The organism is uncultured Sneathiella sp. (assembly GCF_963976355.1).
Taxonomy (GTDB): domain Bacteria; phylum Pseudomonadota; class Alphaproteobacteria; order Sneathiellales; family Sneathiellaceae; genus Sneathiella.
Genome location: NZ_CAXBKA010000001.1, coordinates 71,606 through 90,096, shown reverse-complemented (window position 1 = coordinate 90,096; position 18,491 = coordinate 71,606). Strand labels below are relative to the sequence as shown.

Annotated in this window: 20 protein-coding genes and 1 tRNA gene; 8 read left to right on the top strand and 13 right to left on the bottom strand. The window is 53.1% G+C overall.

Features of this window, described 5'->3' with window-relative positions; all coding sequences use genetic code 11:
• Positions 1-19: 19 nt before the first annotated feature.
• From AAC599_RS00470 to ftsE, 6 genes are all read right to left on the bottom strand, one after another.
• On the bottom strand, positions 20-2,350 hold the full coding sequence (locus AAC599_RS00470) for an adenosylcobalamin-dependent ribonucleoside-diphosphate reductase (protein WP_340148439.1): 2,331 nt from the start codon (positions 2,348-2,350) through the stop codon (positions 20-22).
• A gap of 87 nt (positions 2,351-2,437) precedes the next feature.
• Positions 2,438-3,166 carry a lysophospholipid acyltransferase family protein gene (locus AAC599_RS00465; protein ID WP_340148438.1) on the bottom strand — a complete coding sequence of 243 codons (729 nt, stop codon included), beginning with the start codon at positions 3,164-3,166 and terminating at the stop codon, positions 2,438-2,440.
• A 21-nt stretch (positions 3,167-3,187) separates the two neighbouring features.
• Positions 3,188-3,769 (bottom strand): YdcF family protein, encoded by a 582-nt coding sequence (locus AAC599_RS00460; RefSeq protein ID WP_340148437.1) that lies wholly within the window; start codon positions 3,767-3,769, stop codon positions 3,188-3,190.
• A 3-nt stretch (positions 3,770-3,772) separates the two neighbouring features.
• On the bottom strand, positions 3,773-4,318 hold the full coding sequence (locus AAC599_RS00455; protein ID WP_340148436.1) for an HAD-IIIA family hydrolase: 546 nt from the start codon (positions 4,316-4,318) through the stop codon (positions 3,773-3,775).
• A 1-nt stretch (position 4,319) separates the two neighbouring features.
• On the bottom strand, positions 4,320-5,207 hold the full coding sequence (locus AAC599_RS00450) for a hypothetical protein (RefSeq protein ID WP_340148435.1): 888 nt from the start codon (positions 5,205-5,207) through the stop codon (positions 4,320-4,322).
• The gene (ftsE, locus tag AAC599_RS00445; RefSeq protein ID WP_340148434.1) at positions 5,204-5,902 is read right to left on the bottom strand and encodes a cell division ATP-binding protein FtsE; all 699 of its coding nucleotides are present in this window, start codon (positions 5,900-5,902) and stop codon (positions 5,204-5,206) included. The genes AAC599_RS00450 and ftsE overlap by 4 nt, the downstream gene beginning before the upstream one ends.
• A 126-nt stretch (positions 5,903-6,028) precedes the next feature.
• On the opposite strand from ftsE, the gene AAC599_RS00440 reads away from it, so the two are divergent.
• From AAC599_RS00440 to AAC599_RS00430, 3 genes are read left to right on the top strand one after another with little or no spacing between them, the layout of a single operon-like run.
• Positions 6,029-6,736 (top strand): DUF3426 domain-containing protein, encoded by a 708-nt coding sequence (locus AAC599_RS00440; RefSeq protein ID WP_340148433.1) that lies wholly within the window; start codon positions 6,029-6,031, stop codon positions 6,734-6,736.
• 53 nt (positions 6,737-6,789) lie between these two features.
• Complete coding sequence (gene hpt, locus AAC599_RS00435) at positions 6,790-7,329, top strand: hypoxanthine phosphoribosyltransferase (RefSeq protein ID WP_340148432.1); 540 nt, start codon at positions 6,790-6,792, stop codon at positions 7,327-7,329.
• Positions 7,330-7,341: 12 nt separating this feature from the next.
• Positions 7,342-7,770 carry a response regulator gene (locus AAC599_RS00430; protein WP_340148431.1) on the top strand — a complete coding sequence of 143 codons (429 nt, stop codon included), beginning with the start codon at positions 7,342-7,344 and terminating at the stop codon, positions 7,768-7,770.
• Positions 7,771-7,781: 11 nt separating this feature from the next.
• Here AAC599_RS00430 and AAC599_RS00425 read toward each other — a convergent pair whose 3' ends face one another.
• On the bottom strand, positions 7,782-8,303 hold the full coding sequence (locus AAC599_RS00425; protein ID WP_340148430.1) for a prepilin peptidase: 522 nt from the start codon (positions 8,301-8,303) through the stop codon (positions 7,782-7,784).
• A gap of 115 nt (positions 8,304-8,418) precedes the next feature.
• Positions 8,419-8,504 (bottom strand) — tRNA-Leu (locus AAC599_RS00420).
• 167 nt (positions 8,505-8,671) lie between these two features.
• On the opposite strand from AAC599_RS00420, the gene AAC599_RS00415 reads away from it, so the two are divergent.
• The 3 genes from AAC599_RS00415 to AAC599_RS00405 are packed head-to-tail and all read left to right on the top strand — an operon-like array spanning position 8,672 to position 10,354.
• Positions 8,672-9,253: a YqaA family protein gene (locus tag AAC599_RS00415; protein WP_340148429.1), complete on the top strand. Its 582-nt coding sequence runs from the start codon at positions 8,672-8,674 to the stop codon at positions 9,251-9,253.
• 30 nt (positions 9,254-9,283) lie between these two features.
• The gene (locus AAC599_RS00410; RefSeq protein ID WP_340148428.1) at positions 9,284-9,772 is read left to right on the top strand and encodes a disulfide bond formation protein B; all 489 of its coding nucleotides are present in this window, start codon (positions 9,284-9,286) and stop codon (positions 9,770-9,772) included.
• A 9-nt stretch (positions 9,773-9,781) separates the two neighbouring features.
• Entirely contained in the window at positions 9,782-10,354 is a 573-nt protein-coding gene (locus AAC599_RS00405) for a demethoxyubiquinone hydroxylase family protein (protein WP_340148427.1), read from the top strand.
• A gap of 15 nt (positions 10,355-10,369) precedes the next feature.
• Here the strand turns inward: AAC599_RS00405 and AAC599_RS00400 are convergent, their stop codons facing one another.
• The 4 genes from AAC599_RS00400 to AAC599_RS00385 all read right to left on the bottom strand — a co-directional run bounded on the left by AAC599_RS00400 (position 10,370) and on the right by AAC599_RS00385 (position 13,881).
• Positions 10,370-11,098 (bottom strand): hypothetical protein, encoded by a 729-nt coding sequence (locus tag AAC599_RS00400; RefSeq protein ID WP_340148426.1) that lies wholly within the window; start codon positions 11,096-11,098, stop codon positions 10,370-10,372.
• Between the two features lie 108 nt (positions 11,099-11,206).
• The gene (locus AAC599_RS00395; protein WP_340148425.1) at positions 11,207-11,791 is read right to left on the bottom strand and encodes an HNH endonuclease; all 585 of its coding nucleotides are present in this window, start codon (positions 11,789-11,791) and stop codon (positions 11,207-11,209) included.
• A 165-nt stretch (positions 11,792-11,956) separates the two neighbouring features.
• The gene (locus AAC599_RS00390) at positions 11,957-12,598 is read right to left on the bottom strand and encodes a DNA-3-methyladenine glycosylase (protein ID WP_340148424.1); all 642 of its coding nucleotides are present in this window, start codon (positions 12,596-12,598) and stop codon (positions 11,957-11,959) included.
• Complete coding sequence (locus AAC599_RS00385) at positions 12,595-13,881, bottom strand: S41 family peptidase (RefSeq protein WP_340148423.1); 1,287 nt, start codon at positions 13,879-13,881, stop codon at positions 12,595-12,597. Before AAC599_RS00385 ends, AAC599_RS00390 begins: the two co-directional genes overlap by 4 nt.
• Before the next feature lie 138 nt (positions 13,882-14,019).
• Between AAC599_RS00385 and gluQRS the strand changes: the two genes are divergently transcribed.
• A complete protein-coding gene (gluQRS, locus tag AAC599_RS00380) occupies positions 14,020-14,865 on the top strand; it encodes a tRNA glutamyl-Q(34) synthetase GluQRS (RefSeq protein WP_340148422.1) in 846 nt (281 codons plus the stop codon).
• Between the two features lie 38 nt (positions 14,866-14,903).
• Here the strand turns inward: gluQRS and AAC599_RS00375 are convergent, their stop codons facing one another.
• Positions 14,904-16,916: a protein meaA gene (locus AAC599_RS00375; protein WP_340148421.1), complete on the bottom strand. Its 2,013-nt coding sequence runs from the start codon at positions 16,914-16,916 to the stop codon at positions 14,904-14,906.
• A gap of 270 nt (positions 16,917-17,186) precedes the next feature.
• Here AAC599_RS00375 and ccrA point away from each other — a divergent pair, with 270 nt between their 5' ends.
• The gene (ccrA, locus tag AAC599_RS00370; protein WP_340148420.1) at positions 17,187-18,491 is read left to right on the top strand and encodes a crotonyl-CoA carboxylase/reductase; all 1,305 of its coding nucleotides are present in this window, start codon (positions 17,187-17,189) and stop codon (positions 18,489-18,491) included.

The window sequence follows — 18,491 nt, the reverse complement described above, 5'->3', positions numbered from 1 at the left end:
CGATAAAGAATGTCCGCTATTAGCTGCATTTGGAATAACCGCATGTGGTGCAGGTATCGCAGCCTTCGATTTTGAGCAAGCCGGCCTCTCCGCATTGCGGGCATTGACGCAAGAGACCCTCTTTCGGTTTGCTTTCCCCGCCCACCATGACTTTTGAGACAGCCTCGCTTGCCTTGTCTTTGCTCTCCCCGGCGGGAGGCAGGAAACCAATCTGGATCATATGGGTTTCGATAACCTCGCCAATGGCCGCCAGAAGAGAGGGAACATATTTTCCCTTAACCCAGGCGCCGCCGCGTGGATCGAAAACGGCTTTCAGCTCACCGACGACAAAACTGACATCACCGCCTCGGCGGAAAACCGCGGAGATCATCCGGGTGAGGGCAACGGTCCAGGCAAAATGCTCGACATTCTTGGAGTTGATGAAAATCTCGAACGGACGCCGCCGTCCGTCCTGGATAATATCATTCAGTGTTATATATATGGCGTGATTGCTCTCCGGCCAGCGCAGTTTATAGGTCTGACCCGGCAGTGTTCCGGGGCGATCCAGCGGCTTGGTCATATACACAATGCCGCCGGCCTCGAAATTATCATCGGGGGTGGAGAAAGGTTCCTGAAGCGGCAGATCGGGCTGACCGCTGGTTTCATTCTGCTTCTTCACTTCAAGGACAGCTCCGGTAACATCGTTGGGCCGATAGGTAGTGCAGCCCTTGCAGCCCTGTTCATAAGCCTGAAGGTAAATATCCTTGAAATTTTCGAAGCTGATGTCTTCAGGACAATTGATGGTTTTGGAAATGGAGCTGTCGATATAGTCCTGCACGGCCGCCTGCATACGCACATGGTCCGGCGGTGTTAAAACCTGTGCATCCACGAAGTAGTCGGGCAGCGGGGCATCTTCGCCTTTCAGGCGCCGGAAAAGCCGAAGCGCATAATCGGTTACTTCTTCCGTCCTGCGGCTGTCATCGGGCATCAGGACATTGCGGGTGTATGAAAAGCTGAAAACCGGTTCGATCCCGCTCGAGACATTATCGGCGAGCAATGAAATGGTTCCTGTCGGTGCGACGGATGTGATAAGGGCGTTGCGTATTCCATTTTCCGCGATGGCCTTCTGCACATCCTTATCTAGTTTCCGGATCGTTTCACCAGCAAGATATTTTTCCTTGTCATAAAGCGGAAACGCCCCCTTTTCCTTCGCAAGTTCGGTGGAGGCAAGATAGGCGGAGCGCTGAATCTGGGCCATCCACTTGCGGGTGAGATCAAGCGCCTTTTCTGATCCGTAACGAACGCCGCACATGATTAGCGCGTCGGCAAGCCCGGTAATTCCAAGGCCGATCCGCCGTTTCGTCCGCGCTTCATTCGCCTGCTCGGGCAGGGGATAACCCGAAACATCAATCACATTATCCATCAACCGGATGGCGTCTCTCACCACATCATCGAGTTTGTCCAGATCGACAGCGGCTTTCTTCTCGAACGGATCCGCCACCATTTTCGTCAGGTTCACCGACCCCAGAAGGCAGGCGCCATAGGGAGGCAGCGGCTGTTCCCCGCACGGGTTGGTGCCGGTTATGGTTTCGCAATAATATAAATTGTTCCGGGCGTTGATCCGGTCGATAAAGATGACGCCCGGCTCCGCAAAGGCGTAGGTCGCGCGCATGATCTCATTCCACAGATCTCGGGCCTGAAGCGTTTTGTACAAGGTTCCGTCAAACCGGAGCTCCCACGCGTCATCCTTCTTGACCGCCTCCATAAACGCATCCGTTACCAGTACCGAGAGATTGAACATCCGGAGCCGGCCGGGGTCCTGTTTTGCCTTGATGAAATCCAGAATATCCGGATGGTCGCAGCGCATCGTTGCCATCATGGCGCCGCGGCGGGAGCCTGCGCTCATGATCGTGCGGCACATGCTGTCCCAGACATCCATAAAACTGAGCGGGCCGGAGGCGTCCGATCCCAAAGCACGGACGGGCGCACCCTTCGGCCTCAGGGTTGAGAAGTTGTAACCAATGCCGCCGCCCTGCTGCATGGTCAGGGCCGCTTCCTTCAGGTTATCGAAGATGGACGACATATCATCGCCAATATCGCCCATGACGAAACAGTTAAACAGGGTGACCTTCCGCTTCGTTCCTGCGCCGGATAAAATGCGGCCTGCCGGAAGGAATTTATAATCCTCAAGGAGGGCATAAAAGCGCTCTTCCCACTTGTCGCGAGTTTCAGCGGGCTCAACCTCGGCCATGGCTTTGGCGACACGCCGCCAGCTATCTTCGATTGAGCGTTCCTTGTTATTGTCATCGGCGGATCTGTGCCGGTATTTCATATTCCAGATCTGCTGCGAAATGGGGGCAACGGGTGGCATGAGGCACCTCGTATCCTGTAAATTCAGACTATCTATAAATATAGTCCGAAAGGAACGATGCGCAAAATCTAAAGTGGAAGACAGGCCTTAGGAGAGATAATTCTCCCGCCCTTCGGCAACGAGGGCCTGGGTTTTTGTCTCTATGCGCTCCTTCAGCTCTTTCATAAAGACTTTGCGGTCAAGCCCCGCTTCGATGGGCGGAAGAAATTCGATGACCATTACACCGGGGCGGCAGAAAAAGCTTTTCCGTGGCCAGAAAAGCCCGGTGTTCAGAGCAACCGGGGTGACAGGCTGCTGCAATTTCGTATACAGGGCGGCGATACCGGGCTGAAACGGAAGATCCTCATCCAAAGGTGACCGTGTGCCTTCGGGAAAAATGATAATCGGTCGTTCGTCCTCAATCGCTTGCTGGGCTTGTGCCAGCATTGATTTTAACGCCGCCGCATGACCCTTACGGTCCACCGCAATCATTTTCGTTTTGCGGCAGTACCATCCATAAACCGGGATATTGAGGAGTTCTTTCTTGAGGATAATCGCCGGGTCGTCCGTAATCCGGTGAAAGACCATGGTCTCGAAAGCCGACTGATGCTTTGCGGCGACGATTGCGGCTCCTTTGGATAAATATTCTTTTCCCCGGATTTCCAGTCTAAGGCCGCAGATATTCTGCAGCAGAAAGACGATTCCGTTTGCCCAAATGCGCTGGCCAAGGACAATCCATTTCCGGTCAAATGGGAGCGCCGGCAGGAAGGCCAGATTCATGATGACCGACCAGGCAAAAAAGCAAATGAAAAAGCCAAGGGAACGCAGTTGTGTCACAAAACTCTCTTTCGGCAGAGGTTATTCGAGTCGGGCCCGGACAAGACTGAAAACATATTTGTTAAACTCACCGGCAACCACCATAAAGGCTCGCGGATTTTTCCACCAGCCGGATAGTTCGAGCGTATCACTTGCCACCGGATACGCAATAAGTTTGACGCCCGGCATCTGCCGTTTCAACTCAACCAGACTGCGCGGCATGTGATAGGCGCTGGTGACAATCGCCAGGCTGTTGAAATTGTTGGATTTCGCCCATAGCGATGTTTCATAGGCATTGCCGACCGTGTTACGGGCGAGCCGCCCCAGATCAACGCAGCAATTCATAAGCTCTTGGCTCTGTCCTGTCGCTTGCCGCAGGTTTTCGCGTGTCACTTTGGAATTTACACCGGACACCAGCAGTCGCGCCCCTTCATTGTCCTTAAGCAGGTCAAACCCGGCGGTCAGTCGTGCCGGTGTTCCCGTCAGTATGACTATTCCGCTGACTTTTTGTGATGGTGTGGGTGCGTCATCATTCACATCCGTCATGAAAGTCAAGAAGGCACCCATCCACAGGCAAAGTAACAAGAACAGGGTCGTGAAAATGCCTTTTATCCCGAAGGGCATGGTCTAGAACCTCCCTTCAAGTATGAAGTCCGCCGCCTGATCCAGGTCGGTTGCGACATGAACCGGCATCAGATGGCGTTTCAGGCCTGCTGCCAGAGTTTTCCCCCCTTTCCCTGTCTGAACAAGGATGCGATGGCAGTCTGCGGACTTGGCCGCCTCGATATCGCGTTCGCTATCGCCGATTAAAATAGTGTCGGCGGAGCGCATGTTGAATTTCCGCATGGCCTCTATCAGCATGCCCGGCCCGGGCTTGCGGCGTTCTGTCGCCTCCCAGGGCGCATCCGGCGCAATTAATATTTCGTCTAGCCGTCCTGACACTTTCGCCAGCATATCACGCAATTTTCCATGAATCGCTGCAAGTTGTTCTTCATTGATGATACCGCGTCCGATACAGGACTGGTTGGTAACAAGCACCAGCTTGTGTCCATGGCCATTGAGTCGCGCAATTGCTTCCAGGGATTTCGGAATGAAAACCAACTCCTCCGGAGATTTCACGAAATCCGCCCGATCCTCATTAATCACACCGTCTCTGTCCAGCAAAACCAGCATCCTACATCATCCGGCCGAGCGATTTCAGGACGACCAGCCGCACCGTATATTTCGTAAGCAGCGCGACCAGAATGGGCAATAATAACAAGGCAACAATCCCTTCAATACCGACAGACAAGGGCGGTAACATCGAGGCCTCAAGCGATCCGACCAGAAAATTGAAAACAAACATGACAATGATGGCGACGATAAGGCCAGGCAGGGCGCCGAGAAAACTGAGCCTGGAAAAATAATTCTGGAATTGTTCCGCGATATAGTTATCCCGGGCGCCGATCAGGTGGAGAACCTGAATAACTTCTGAATGCATGATAAGGCCGGTTCGTACCGCAAATATAACAATAATCACGGTCACGCCGCCGATCAGCAGCATGATGGCGGCAGCGAGTAGCTGGATAGAGCGTCCTAAGAGAACCATCTTGTCAAGCCAGGGGCGGTGTATGTCAAGGCGGGCACCGGGAACCGACTCGGACAGCTTGTCATTGAGCGCGGCAAGATCAATGGCGCTGTCCTGCGCAATTATAACTTCTATCAACCGGGGAACCGGCAGATCGCCAAGGGCCGTATTCTTGCCAAGGAACGGTTCCAACAGTTTCAGGGTTTCATCGCGTTCAATGGCGCGGGCTGCCGCGACTCCCGGTGTATTGGTAAGAAGGTCGACGGCATCCTCAACCTTCTGATCCAGATCCGCGGTCGGATCAAAGGCGATTTCTACCGTCAGATTTCCGGTAAGAGTTTCTGACCAGTCATTAATGGCATTGTTTAGAGAGAAAAGGCCGCCGATCGATAAAGCCGCGAGGAAGATCATGGCGGATATCACAACGGGGAGGTATCGCGTCGAGACATCCTTTTCCAACTGCAGTTCAGCCGATTTTCCGAATAGCTGCATCATGTTTCGGCCCTGCTGGATTGTGCTGGCGCCTGCGCGGGGCCACTGGTCGTAAGCAATCCGTCCTTAAGATACATAACTGGATTGCCGAATCGCTTGATGAGTTCAAGATCATGGGTCGCCACCACGACCGTCGTACCGATCTTATTAAGTTCCTGAAACAGATACATCAATCGAAGGCCCATTTCCGCATCCATACTGCCGGTCGGTTCATCTGCGATCAGGAGTTGGGGGCGGTTTATGACGGCGCGGGCAATTGCGACGCGCTGTTTTTCACCGCCTGAGAGGGTCGGCGGTTTGGCATCGACTTGCCGACCGAGACCGACCCATTCCAGTAATTCGGCGACATGCTGATAAATCTGGGCATTTTTTGCACCTGCAATTTTCAGCGGTAAGGCGACATTTTCAAGAGCGGAAAGATGATCGAGCAGACGGAAATCCTGAAAAACGACACCGATTTTCCGGCGCATGGCAGGGAGGTCGTCGCGGGCGAGGCTCGAGACTTCCTTATTGAAAAGCGTTATCAGTCCCCGGCTCGGGCGATGGGAGAGAGCCAGTAGCTTCAGCAGGGAACTTTTCCCGGCTCCCGTTGGGCCTGTCAGGAAATGAAAGGATCCCGGACGCAGGTGAAAATTGATATCACGCAATACTTCCGGCCCGAGGCCATAGCGCATGCCGACATTTTCAAACCTGACCAATCCGTCCTCCTAAATAATACGCGACGAAAGATAAACTATGATAGATTTATCAGCCAGTCTTGTGCATGTCCAAGCAAACGCCTATAAAAAAGAAACTTTTAATTCGTGAGCTGGTGTTTCTGGCCGATGATTTTAACTTGTCCGAGTTGCTCAACCCGTTATTCGATTGACCCGATTACCATCGGCCCGGAGGGGCGTGCGGTAAAATGCGCCAAATGTGGCCATAAATGGCGGGAATTTCAACCCGAAGACATACCGAAACCCGTTGCTCCCGACGCGTTGGAAGCAGAAAAAGTTAAACTGGAGGAAACGGGACAAGCGCAATCCGGCATGAGCATTGAGCAGATGACGAAGGCTCAATCTCGAACGGCGTCTCCGGTAAATGGCGGTAAAAAGCGACGCTGGCTCGCTTGGCTGCTCCTCCTGCTTATATTGCTCGCGCTTGTTTGCGGCGCGTATTTTGCCCGGAATGTCGTGGTGCAGGTCTGGCCGGGCTCGGCGGAGTATTACCAGTATTTGCGCATTGATGTTGAAACACAGAATACGCTCGGTCTGGAAATACATGATCTCAAAACCAGATCCGTTTTGAAGGACGGTGTTACGACCCTGACCGTTTCCGGCATTATCAAGAATGTTACCGATAGCCCGCAGGCCCTGCCGAGAATCAAGGTCGCGCTTATCGATGAGGTGGGTCAAAGTGTTTACAGCTGGACCACGACCGTTGAAGAACCTGAGGTTATGCCCTGGGGGCAGGTGGAGTTCTCTACCAGCATGAATCAGCCGCCCGAAGAGGCGAAGAATGTCAAAGTCGATTTGATTGATCTGGAAAATTAGATGCAACTGGATCGGCATTATTTCATCTGCCGACCATAGGGAATGTGAAGAATATGGCAGAAGCCAAACCCGAAATTGAAATTCTGTTTGCAAGCGCAGACATCGCCAAACGCAATGAAGAGCTGGCGGAGGAAATTGCATCAACCATGGGATCGGATATTCTCGTCATCGCGGTGCTGAAGGGCAGCTTTGTCTTTGCGGCGGATCTCATTCGCGCGCTTCATCATGCGGGCGTTAATCCGCAAATCGACTTTATGGCGCTGTCTTCCTACGGGGACAAAACGATCAGCAGCGGAAATGTGGTTATCACCCGTGATATTGTCGATACGGTAAAGGGTCGCAAGGTGTTGCTGATTGACGATATTCTGGAATCCGGTCGTACCATGGCCTTTGCGACAAAGGAGTTGCTATCCCGTGGCGCTGAAACGGTGAAAACCTGTCTGATGCTTGATAAAAAGGGAAAGCGGGTTTCCGATTTCGAGGCGGACTTCGTCGGGTTTGATTGCCCGGATTTGTTCGTCGTTGGTTATGGACTTGATTTCGCGCATTACTATCGGGAGCTTCCCTATATCGGTCATATCACCAAGCATTGAACGGAATTTCAGATGGCACGCATCCTAGTTGCAGAAGATGAAGTGGCCCTTCGGGAGTTTATCACCCGCGCGTTGACGCATCACGGACATGAAGTCGTTGCAGTGGCGGATGGAGCGGAAGCGCTGACGATATTACAAAATTCCGGGACGTTTGACCTGATTCTTACCGATATTGTCATGCCGGTCATGGACGGGATTGCGCTGGCCCTCAAAGTCACCAAGGAATTGCCGGATATCAGAATACTGATGATGACCGGCTATGCCGCAGAACGGCAGCGGGCCTATAATCTCGAGATGCTGATACATGACGTGATTTCAAAACCGTTCACCCTTGACGAAATATGCGAAAAGGTCGCCGAGGCTCTGGTAAGCGACCGCAGCGTTCTCAAGCCTGCTACCACCTCAGATGAAGGATTGCTCGCCAAGGACAGGAAAAAATAGGGTGTTCGCCTCTACATTACCTTGAAGAACTGATAGAAAACAACGAAGCCTGCAATGGCTATGGCGACGCCATAAGGGAGTTGCAGACCGAGGGTTTTACCGGCCTGTAAATGCAGCGCCGGCTTTTTCAAAATGGAGATGAAGAACCAGTCAATCAGCGCGGACACGGCGGGTATCCTATAAAGGATGATTGGCAGGACATAAATGATTGCCAGCGCACCTCCGGCAAGGCACGTGATCAGCAGGAGCGGAAGAAGCTGATCCGGCCCGGCCCATAGGGCAAGCGCGGCAAGAAGTTTCACATCGCCACCTCCAAGCCAGCCGAACGAGAAAATGACGATTCCGGCAATCAGAACACCGGCACCGCAAAGCAAATGCCAGGGAAGTGTGGCCCAGTCACCGGCAATTCCGGCTTGCAGCAGATAGAGTGCGGCAATGATCAGGGGAAGCAGGTTCGGTATCCGGCGTGAAAAGACATCCCAGATCGCTGCAAGAAGGACCAGACCACCGGCCGACATCATCAGGACAGGCATTTTATGTAACCTCAACAGTCAATAAACCAGCGTAGTTGCCGGAATCCTACCGGTCAGGTCTTAGCATATCGTTAATAATTTTCTGCGAAAATCTGTCAAATGAGAGGTGGTCAGATGGTGCCCCTGGCCTGACTCGAACAGGCACGCCCTAAGGACAACAGATTTTGAATCTGTCGCGTCTACCAATTCCGCCACAGGGGCCTGCGTGGAAAAATCGCACTATAGCGATGATTTTGACCGGGTCAATAGACCTTCTGATTGGAAGTCGTTTCACGGCAATTTGTTGATTAAAGATTGTGGGGTTGGGAAAAAGCGGCTAAAAAGTTTTCACCTCTTTTTTTGTGATTAAACAAGTTCTGGTCCGCTATATGCTGCGACGTTTATATGATTTCACCATGGGGCTGGCGGCGAAACCGCGAGCAAAGTGGTTTCTGGGGGGCGTTTCCTTTGTGGAAAGTTCTTTTTTCCCCATTCCACCCGATGTTCTGTTGATCCCCATGGTTCTTGCTAATCGCAAAGAGGCTTGGCGACTCGCTATCCTCTGCAGCATAACATCGGTTCTGGGGGGTCTTTTCGGCTATATGCTCGGGGCTCTTTTTTTTGATTGGATCGGCGCGCCGATTATTGATTTCTACGGCTATACCGATAAATTCGCAAGTTTCACCGAGGCATATAACGAGTGGGGAGGCTGGATTGTCGCCTTTTTCGGGCTGACGCCTTTTCCTTACAAAGTCATTACGATTGCGAGCGGTGTGACAGACCTTAATCTGGCAGTGTTCATTGTTGCCTCCGTCTTGTCACGCAGCTTGCGGTTTTTCCTTGTGGCCGGACTTCTTTGGAAATTTGGGGCGCCGATACAGGTATTTATTGAGAAATATCTTGGGTTGCTGACCCTTCTCTTCTTCATATTGCTGATCGGCGGCTTTGTACTGCTCAAATATGTGATTTAGACATCGGCTTAGCGCGGAGGTCGGGAAGTTTTGACATTTCTGGATAAGAATGCGTTGTGGATTACCCTGTTATCGGCAATTGTCGCGCTTGGCACTGCCTTTACGGCACAATATGTATTTGATCTCTGGCCGTGCGTTCTTTGCCTTTATCAGCGCTGGCCCTACGCCGCTGTTATCGTTGTATCAATAATCGGAATTGCCTTGCGAAAGCGGATGGGAGCAGGGTTCTTTCTAATGCTCTGTGCCTTGGCCTTTGCAGTGACGGCAGGGATCGGAGGCTATCATGTGGGGGTTGAGCAGGGCTGGTGGGAAGGAAGCCAGGAATGCGTCGGGGATACGGCCAAGGCAGACAGCCTGCAAGATCTGAAAGCCAAGATCATGTCGACCCCGATTGTTCGGTGCGATGATGTTGCCTGGTCGCTTTTCGGGATATCGATGGCGGGGTACAACTTTATCGCGGCCGCAATTCTGGCTGTTTTTTCATTTATGGCTGCGCTAAGTTCCTACAAGAACAAGTAAGGACCTGTCATGACAGAGAAGCGCTCCAAGACCACTAAGCCAGCATTCGGTCGTCAACCTGGCGACCTAAGCCCGCGTGAACGGCTTGAACGGACCATTCGCGTTGATCATGCTGGCGAATTCGGCGCGGTGAGGATCTACGAAGGGCAGTATGCGGTTCTTAAAGAAACCGAAGCGGCAGATACCCTGAAACATATGAAAGAGCAGGAAGAGGCTCACCGGAAAAAGTTTGAGGCGCTTCTGGCATCCCGGCGTGTTCGCCCGACACTTCTCGGCCCGCTCTGGCATGTCGCCGGATATGCGCTGGGTGCAGGCACTGCGATGCTGGGAAAAGAGGCCGCCATGGCCTGTACCGAAGCTGTGGAAGAGGTCATCGATGCCCATTATCAGGAACAGCTGGAGGCCCTGGGTGAGGATGAGGCGGAATTGAAAAAAACCATCTCTAACTTCCGGGAGGAAGAGATAGAGCATCGTGATATTGCCCGGGAAGAAGGCGCGAATGAAGCCCCGGGGTATGAACTACTCACCTCGGCCGTGAAAGCTGGATCAAGAGTGGCGATCTGGTTGTCGTCCCGTATCTGACAAAACCTTCTGTTTTTAAGGAAAATCGCAGCGGGTGGCGGAAATGGTCGCGAAGCTTTGCTTGCCCGCGAGTATGCTGAAGCGATACTCGTTTGAGCCGAAAACGACACTTTTATGAAGCGGAAGAATGCCACTCAGTTTTTCCGTCTGGCCCCCAAGCTGGGTGAAGGTAATCTCGACCGGTTGATCCGGGTCATACCATGCTTCTACCTTGTTTTCCGAATTGACGACGGATTGTCCGTTGCCGGTGACGGTGATTGTGCCATCGCCGAGACTGACAGAATTTCCAGGACTGGAAAAAATCGGTGTATTGACGATAAACCGCTTGGTTTCCGGTGCGGCATCGCAATTCTGGCTGTTTTGCGCCAGGGAAATCAATGATAACAGACGATCCGGCTCCAATCCTTCTGCAAGACGTTCTTGCACCAGATCAAGAATTTCGCGGGTTGGGCCGCTCGGGATTTCATTTTCGAACTTGTCGCGCCATTGCCTTGCTTCGGCGAGGGCAGCACTCTGCTTGTCGAGAGCCGCGCGGGCCTGATCGTTCAGCCGGTCGTTCTCGCTTGTCAAAACAATGACCTGCCCTTCGATGTCGGCAACACGTCGGTCGGCATTGGCTTGGCCTTCGTAATATCCGTAGACGCCGACGCCGGCGAGCAACGCAATAAACAGGATGAATTTGAAAAACCGGTTGCGTCGTTGCCGCGCCTGTTTTTTCTCCGAAAGTCCAAGACCATAACTCATTGTGCGTCACTTCTTCAGCGATAAAGGGATTGATTGCAAACAGAATTCTATATAGCCGTCGAAGCGTGGGGAACGCAAGTCACGAGAAGTCCGGTATCCGAAATTTCGTTATTCTTCGAGTTCCGTATCCCAGTAAAGATAGTCGCGCCAACTCTCGTGAAGATAGTTGGGCGGAAAGGCGCGGCCTTGCCTGTTGAGCATCTGCGGGGTGGGTATATAGGGCCGGATTGCCGGGAACATGTTCACTTCCCGCGGAAGCCGCCCCCCTTTTTTCATATTGCACGGGGCGCAGGCCGTTGTGATGTTCTTCCAGCTTGTCTGGCCACCGAGGCGGCGCGGCAGTACATGATCGAAGGTGAGTTCCTCGGTCGACCCGCAGTACTGACAGCTGAATCCATCCCGCAGGAAGAGATTAAACCGGGTGAAAGCGGGCTGTTTGTTCTGTTTGATGTAGCGTTTAAGGCTGATCACGCTGGGCAAACGCATCTCAAAGCTGGGGGAGCGGACAATGCGGTCATATTCCGAGACAATGTCCACCCGCTCAAGAAAGACTGATTTAAGCGTATCCTGCCAGGACCACAGCGACAGCGGAAAATAGCTGAGAGGCCTGTAATCGGCGTTTAAAACCAGCGCCGGATATTTCTCCATTGATGTTTGCAAGGCTCTATCGGTCTCCAAACTGGATGCTGTCATGAAAGTTTGGCGCGTCCCTCTGAAAAATGCAAACGCTAATACAGTATTTTGTGTGAAATAAATATGAAACTACCGCATATTGAAGGCGTCTTGCCGCCAAGTCCGGTTGTCAGGAGAACCGCGGGTAACTCGGGAATCAAACGAAGTCTGGTTTGGTCCTGTGGCTTAATCAGATATGTTCTTGCGGGTCGGCGCCTGGACCACGTCGGCATAGTAGCGCCATAAGACGCGGGCAGCAATGGTCCGGTATGGCCGGAGAGGCTCGGCCAGGGCATCCATCTGGGCGATGTCCGGGCGCACCGGCAGTTTCTTGAGGTGACCGAAGGCGGATTGCAGCGCGACGTCCCCGGCAGGCCAGATATCCGTCCGGCCCAGGCAGGCCATCATGTATATTTCCGCCGTCCAACGGCCGATCCCTTTGACTTGCGTCAACTGGCCAAGGACATCTTCGTCGTCTAGATTGTGCAGTCCGTCGAGGGTCAATCGACCGTCCAATATGTCTTCGGCGAGGGTCCGGCAATAACGTGCCTTTTGCCGACTAAGGCCCAAACCGCGCAGGTCTTCCTCGCTAAACTCTACCATCTGCAATGGCGTAAAAGGCACGATCGCATCGGTAAGCCGCCGCCAGATTGCTTCGGCACTTGCCAGGGAGACCTGTTGTTCGACGATGATTTTAGCAAGAGGTTCAAATCCGGCCGGACGTGTGCGCGAAGGCAATGGCTGGATCAGGGAAATGGCATGGCTGAAGTCCGGGTCCCGGTCGCATAAAAACTCAAATGCGGCCGAGAGGTCCTTATCTTCCGTCATTGTGTCGTTGCATAGGCCGTTGTCAGGCCGGAAGAACAGTTCAGGCTTTTCGCGGCAAGAGCAATCTGTGCTTCATCACTCTCTCCCTCCGCCATGAGGTGGGGGATATCCGGCGCAAGGCCTACATCGTGGAAGGTCGGTCCGCCACCGGTTGTAAACCGCCCCGTCGTGAGACGCAGCCCTCCGCCGTTTCGAAGCGGCATCAGGGATTGCATCAGCCCTTTGCCAAAGCTTTTCTCGCCAAAGAGTTTGGCCCGGGCCTGATATTTAAGCGCGCCCGCCACAATTTCGGATGACGATGCCGACTTGCTGTTGAGCATGACGACAATCGGAGCGCCTTTTGTTTGATCTCCGCGATCCGCTTCGCGTGCAATCAGTTCCCGTCCACGATTTCTGACCGTATAGATATTTCCGCCATCCAGAAACGCGCTCGCGACAACCTCTGCCTCGGATACAAGACCGCCAGGATTGTTGCGCATATCCAGAACAATGCCGCACAGGCCGGAGCCCAAGGTGCTTTCAAATTCCTCAAGTGCGGCGACAACGCCCGGCCCCGTCTTCTTGGTAAAGGAGAAAATACGGATATATCCGACATTGCCATCGATACGATGGGTGACCGCCGCGACATCCACCTCGCGGCGGGTAACGTCGATCTGGATAGGCAGTGGGCTGCTCTGTCGCTGCACGGTGAGCGCGGCGACGGTATTCTCCGGTCCACGTAATTTTGCCCGTGCCTGTGCCATCGTCAGGCCGTGAATTGGATCCCCGTCTACATGCGTAATAATATCCTTTTCCCGGACATCCGCTTCTTCCGCCCCTGACCCGCGTAGAAGATTCAGAACAGTCAGGTTGCCGTCGATCATCCGGATATGGATGCCCAACCCGACAAAATGCCCTTCCAGCCCTTCACGATATGAGGAATAGTTCTGCGGTTCCATATAGTTGGTATAACGATCCATTGAGGCCAGCATCGCGTTCAATGCCCGGGTCGTCGGATCGCTTTCCCAGTTTTCCCCCGTCGGCGCGGCTTTCAGGCCCTCAATTGCTTTGTCGATGAGATCTTCAGGGTTCACATCGTCAACATACCGCTGATCCACTGTTTGCAAGACATCTGCCATGACATTTATGTTCTGCGCCATCAACGGGTCATCCTTGACGGTTTCGCGATAGGCGACTTCGTAACGGTCAAGAGCAGCACTAACGTCATGGCTTCGCGTAATCGGAATCGCACATGCCGTTACCAGCATTAACAGATTGAGTGCGATCAAAAATCTTTTAAACATTTGTCTCGCCCGTAGAAATTTTTTATAATTAATAAATTCTTAACAAAGGCTAGCGCCGGGTCAGGCCACTGACAAGAAAAACAGATAAAATTTTAGGCGTATTGAATATTTTTTCCGGACCACCCTTTTGTTAACGATATGGTAACTATAACGCGTTTCGCGCCAAGCCCAACCGGTTTTCTTCATCTGGGACATGTTTATTCGGCCTCACTCGCCTGGCGTTCGGCGCGAGAAAGTGGCGGTCGTTTCATTCTCCGGATGGAAGACATAGACCAGACCAGATGCCGCCCGGAATTCGAGGCGGCTATCTATGAAGATCTGTCCTGGCTGGGCCTGGAATGGGACCCGCCCGTGCGCCGCCAAAGCGAGCATCTGGATGACTATTCAGCCTTGCTGGAGAAGCTCAGCGACCGCGATCTGATTTACCCCTGCTTTTGCACCCGGAAAGAAATAGCGGCGGAAATTGCCCGCAGTAATTCCGCACCTCATGGCCCGGAAGGCCCTGTATATCCGGGCATTTGCCGGGGTATGCCGGAAGTGGAACGGCAAAGGCGATTTGAACAAGACGAACCATACGCGCTACGGCTGAATATGGTTAATGCTATTGCAGCCGTAGAGCTTGAGACGATGCGTTTTCATGAAATCGGAAAGGGTCACATTCAGTGTAATCCGGAACCTTTCGGGGACATCGTTCTGGCCCGCAAGGAGACGCCGACGAGCTATCATCTTGCTGTAACATTTGATGATGCAATTCAGGATGTTAACCATATTATCCGGGGGCAGGACCTGTTCCCGTCAACCCATATTCACCGATTGCTGCAGGGTCTGCTGGACCTGCCCACGCCGACCTATTTTCACCATGGTTTGATCTCCGATGGGAAAGGCCGTCGGCTGTCAAAGCGTGACAAGGATGCAACAATCAAATCTTTACGCGAATATGGTTACCAGCCCGAAGAAGTGCGGAAAATGGTCGATTATGGTTAATTTTCCGCCCGTTTTGCGAATCTTTTTAAACCGCTTGATTATGCAACATCTTCGTATTTCATGATCATATCGACCATGTCGATAATGATGCCCGCCATGTCGAAGTCCTTCGGTGTATAGATTGCGCTCACTCCTGCTTTGGTGAGCTTCTCCGCATCCTCCGGCGGGATAATCCCGCCCACAACAACCGGGACATCGCCAATCCCGGCTTCACGCAGCTGTTTACAGACTTCCGTTGCGAGGGATACGTGAGAGCCAGACAGGATCGAGAGGCCAACCAGATCCACGGTGCCTGCGCGGGCCGCGTTCACGATCTGCTCCGGCGTGAGGCGGATGCCTTCATACACGACCTGCATACCGCTGTCGCGCGCGGCAACGGCAATCTGTTCCGCTCCGTTCGAATGGCCATCCAGACCCGGCTTGCCAACGAGAACCTTTAGCGGTCGACCGAGAGCTCCTGCTGCCGCGGCAACCCTTTCCCGGGCCGGCTCCAGAATATCATTTTCCGCATTGGAGATGGCGGATCCCACCCCGGTGGGCGCACGATACTCGCCATAGACCTGACGCAGAGCTTCCGACCATTCGCCTGTCGTGACCCCCGCTTTTGCGGCCGCAATGGAGGGTGGCATAATGTTCTGACCTTCCCTCGCAGCTTTTGACAATTCTTCGAGAGCCTTTTGCACTTTGCCATCATCCCGTTCCGCCCGCCAGGCTTGCAGGCGTTCAATCTGCTCGGCTTCCGCTTTTTCATCCACCGTCATGATGCCGCCGTCCGCTTCCTGCGTAAGCGGTGACGGTGCGGAATCGGTAAACTTGTTTACGCCAATGACCGGTAAATCGCCTGCGATGACCGATTGAACCCTGTCGGTATTGGCATTGACCAGGCTTTCCTTCAAATAGCCTGTGTCCACAGCGGCGACGGCGCCCCCCATTTCATCTATTAAGCGAAGCTCTTCACGCGCGGCGGCTTTCAGCTCCTCCACCTTGCGGTCGATCTCGACTGACCCTTCAAAGATATCGCCAAACTCCAGTAGGTCTGTTTCATAGGCAACGATCTGTTGAAGACGGAGAGACCACTGCTGATCCCATGGGCGAGGGAGGCCCAGCGCTTCATTCCAGGCCGGAAGCTGCACTGCTCGGGCGCGGGCATTCTTGGAAAGGACAACCGCAAGCATTTCCAACAGAATGCGGTAGACGTTGTTCTCCGGCTGCTGTTCTGTGAGGCCGAGGGAGTTTACCTGCACACCGTATCGGAACCGTCTGAATTTTTCGTCTTCAACCCCGTATCGATCCCGCAGGATTTCATCCCACAGATCGACGAACGCGCGCATCTTGCACATCTCGGTGATGAACCGGATACCTGCATTCACGAAGAAACTGATCCGGCCTGTCGCGGCGGGGAAATCCTCCGCGCTGATTTGTCCGCCTTCCTTGACGGCATCGAGGACCGCGATTGCCGTGGCGAGCGCGAAGGAGAGTTCCTGAACCGGCGTCGCGCCTGCTTCCTGCAGATGATAGGAGCAGACATTGGTCGGATTCCATTTCGGCATATGCTGATAAGTGTAGCTGACGACATCGGTTATCAGTCGCATGCTGGGCGCAGGTGGGAAAATATAGGTCCCGCGCGAGAGATATTCTTTGATGATGTCATTCTGCACGGTTCCCTGCAGGGCGGAGACATCCGCGCCCTGTTCCTCGGCGACCGCGACATAGAGCGCCAGCAACCAGGCAGAGGTTGCATTGATGGTCATCGAGGTATTCATTTTTTCAAGCGGTATTTCATCGAACAAGGTCCGCATGTCACCGAGATGACAGATCGGGACGCCCACCTTGCCGACTTCGCCACGCGCCAGAATATGATCCGAATCATACCCTGTCTGGGTGGGCAGGTCGAAGGCGACGGACAGGCCAGTCTGACCCCGCGCAAGGTTGGTCTTATAGAGTTCATTTGACGCCTGCGCGGAGGAGTGGCCGGAATATGTGCGGAAAAGCCACGGACGATCTTTTTTTGGAGCGCCGGAGTTTGCGGCTTCCTGCTTGTCGTTTGCCATAATTTTCTTTCGTTTTTGAACCCTAATAAGATTGGTTATTTCGTGTGTTTATCGTCACACGTAATAACATAACTTTGTGCTGCAGCGCAAAAAAAACTTGTTATCTGGTCAAAGGTCAGTAATCTTCTCATAAACCGGGCTAAAGTAAAGGTCTCTGTTTCGTTTTTTGATGCAATGCGATATATGAAGTCGAGAAATGGGGATTTGTAAAATCTAAAGACCTGATGCCCTATAAAGAAGACATGATAATAAATACGAGGGATATTTTTGATGTCAAATACGCAAGTTTCCGCGCAGTCCGACACAGGTAACGAGACGCCGGCAGGTGAAATCAAGGACCTGTATGAGGTTGGAGAAATTCCACCGCTTGGCCATGTTCCTTCCAAAATGTATGCTTGGGCGATCCGGCGTGAGCGTCATGGTGAACCGGAATCCGCCATGCAGGTTGAGGTTGTTGATACGCCGGAACTGGACAGTCATGATGTCCTCGTTCTCGTTATGGCGGCCGGTGTCAACTACAATGGCGTCTGGGCAGCGCTCGGCGAACCTATTTCCCCATTTGATGTTCACAAACAGCCATATCATATCGCGGGCTCTGATGCGTCCGGTGTTGTCTACGCCGTTGGCAACAAGGTAAAACGGTTCAAGATTGGCGATGAAGTCGTGGTTCATTGTAACCAGGACGATGGCGATGATGAAGAATGCAACGGCGGCGATCCGATGTTCTCGACGAGCCAGCGCATCTGGGGCTATGAAACACCAGACGGGTCCTTCGCGCAATTTGCGCGGGTTCAGGACCGGCAGCTGATGCCCCGGCCAAAACATCTGACCTGGGAAGAGAGCGCTTGTTATGTTCTGACATTGGCGACGGCATATCGCATGCTGTTCGGTCATCGCCCACATATCCTGCGTCCGGGTCATAATGTTCTTATCTGGGGCGCGTCCGGGGGCTTAGGGTCCATGGCGATCCAGATATGCGCCGCCGCAGGTGCGAATGCCATCGGGGTGATTTCGGATGAAAGCAAACGCGATTTCGTGATGTCGCTTGGTGCGAAAGGCGTATTGAACAGAAAAGACTTCGATTGCTGGGGCCAGCTTCCCAAGGTGAACGGTGAAGGCTTCGGCGAGTATATGAAGAAAACCCGGGAATTCGGCAAGGCGATCTGGGACATTACCGGCAAAGGCAACGATGTTGATTTTGTCTTTGAACATCCGGGTGAGCAGACCTTCCCTGTCTCCTGTAATGTGGTGAAGCGTGGCGGTATGGTGGTCTTCTGTGCCGGTACGACCGGATTTAACCTCACCATGGACGCGCGGTTTGTCTGGATGCGCCAGAAACGTATTCAGGGCAGCCATTTTGCTAACCTGAAACAGGCCTCGCAGGCAAATAATCTGGTTGTCGAGCGGCGGATTGACCCTTGTATGTCCGAGGTTTTCTCATGGGATGATATCCCCCGCGCGCATACGAAAATGATGAATAACGAGCATAAGCCTGGCAATATGGCAGTGCTGGTGTCATCAAAATATCCGGGCCTGCGGACTATTGAGGATGCAATTGAAGCCGGAAACGGCTAA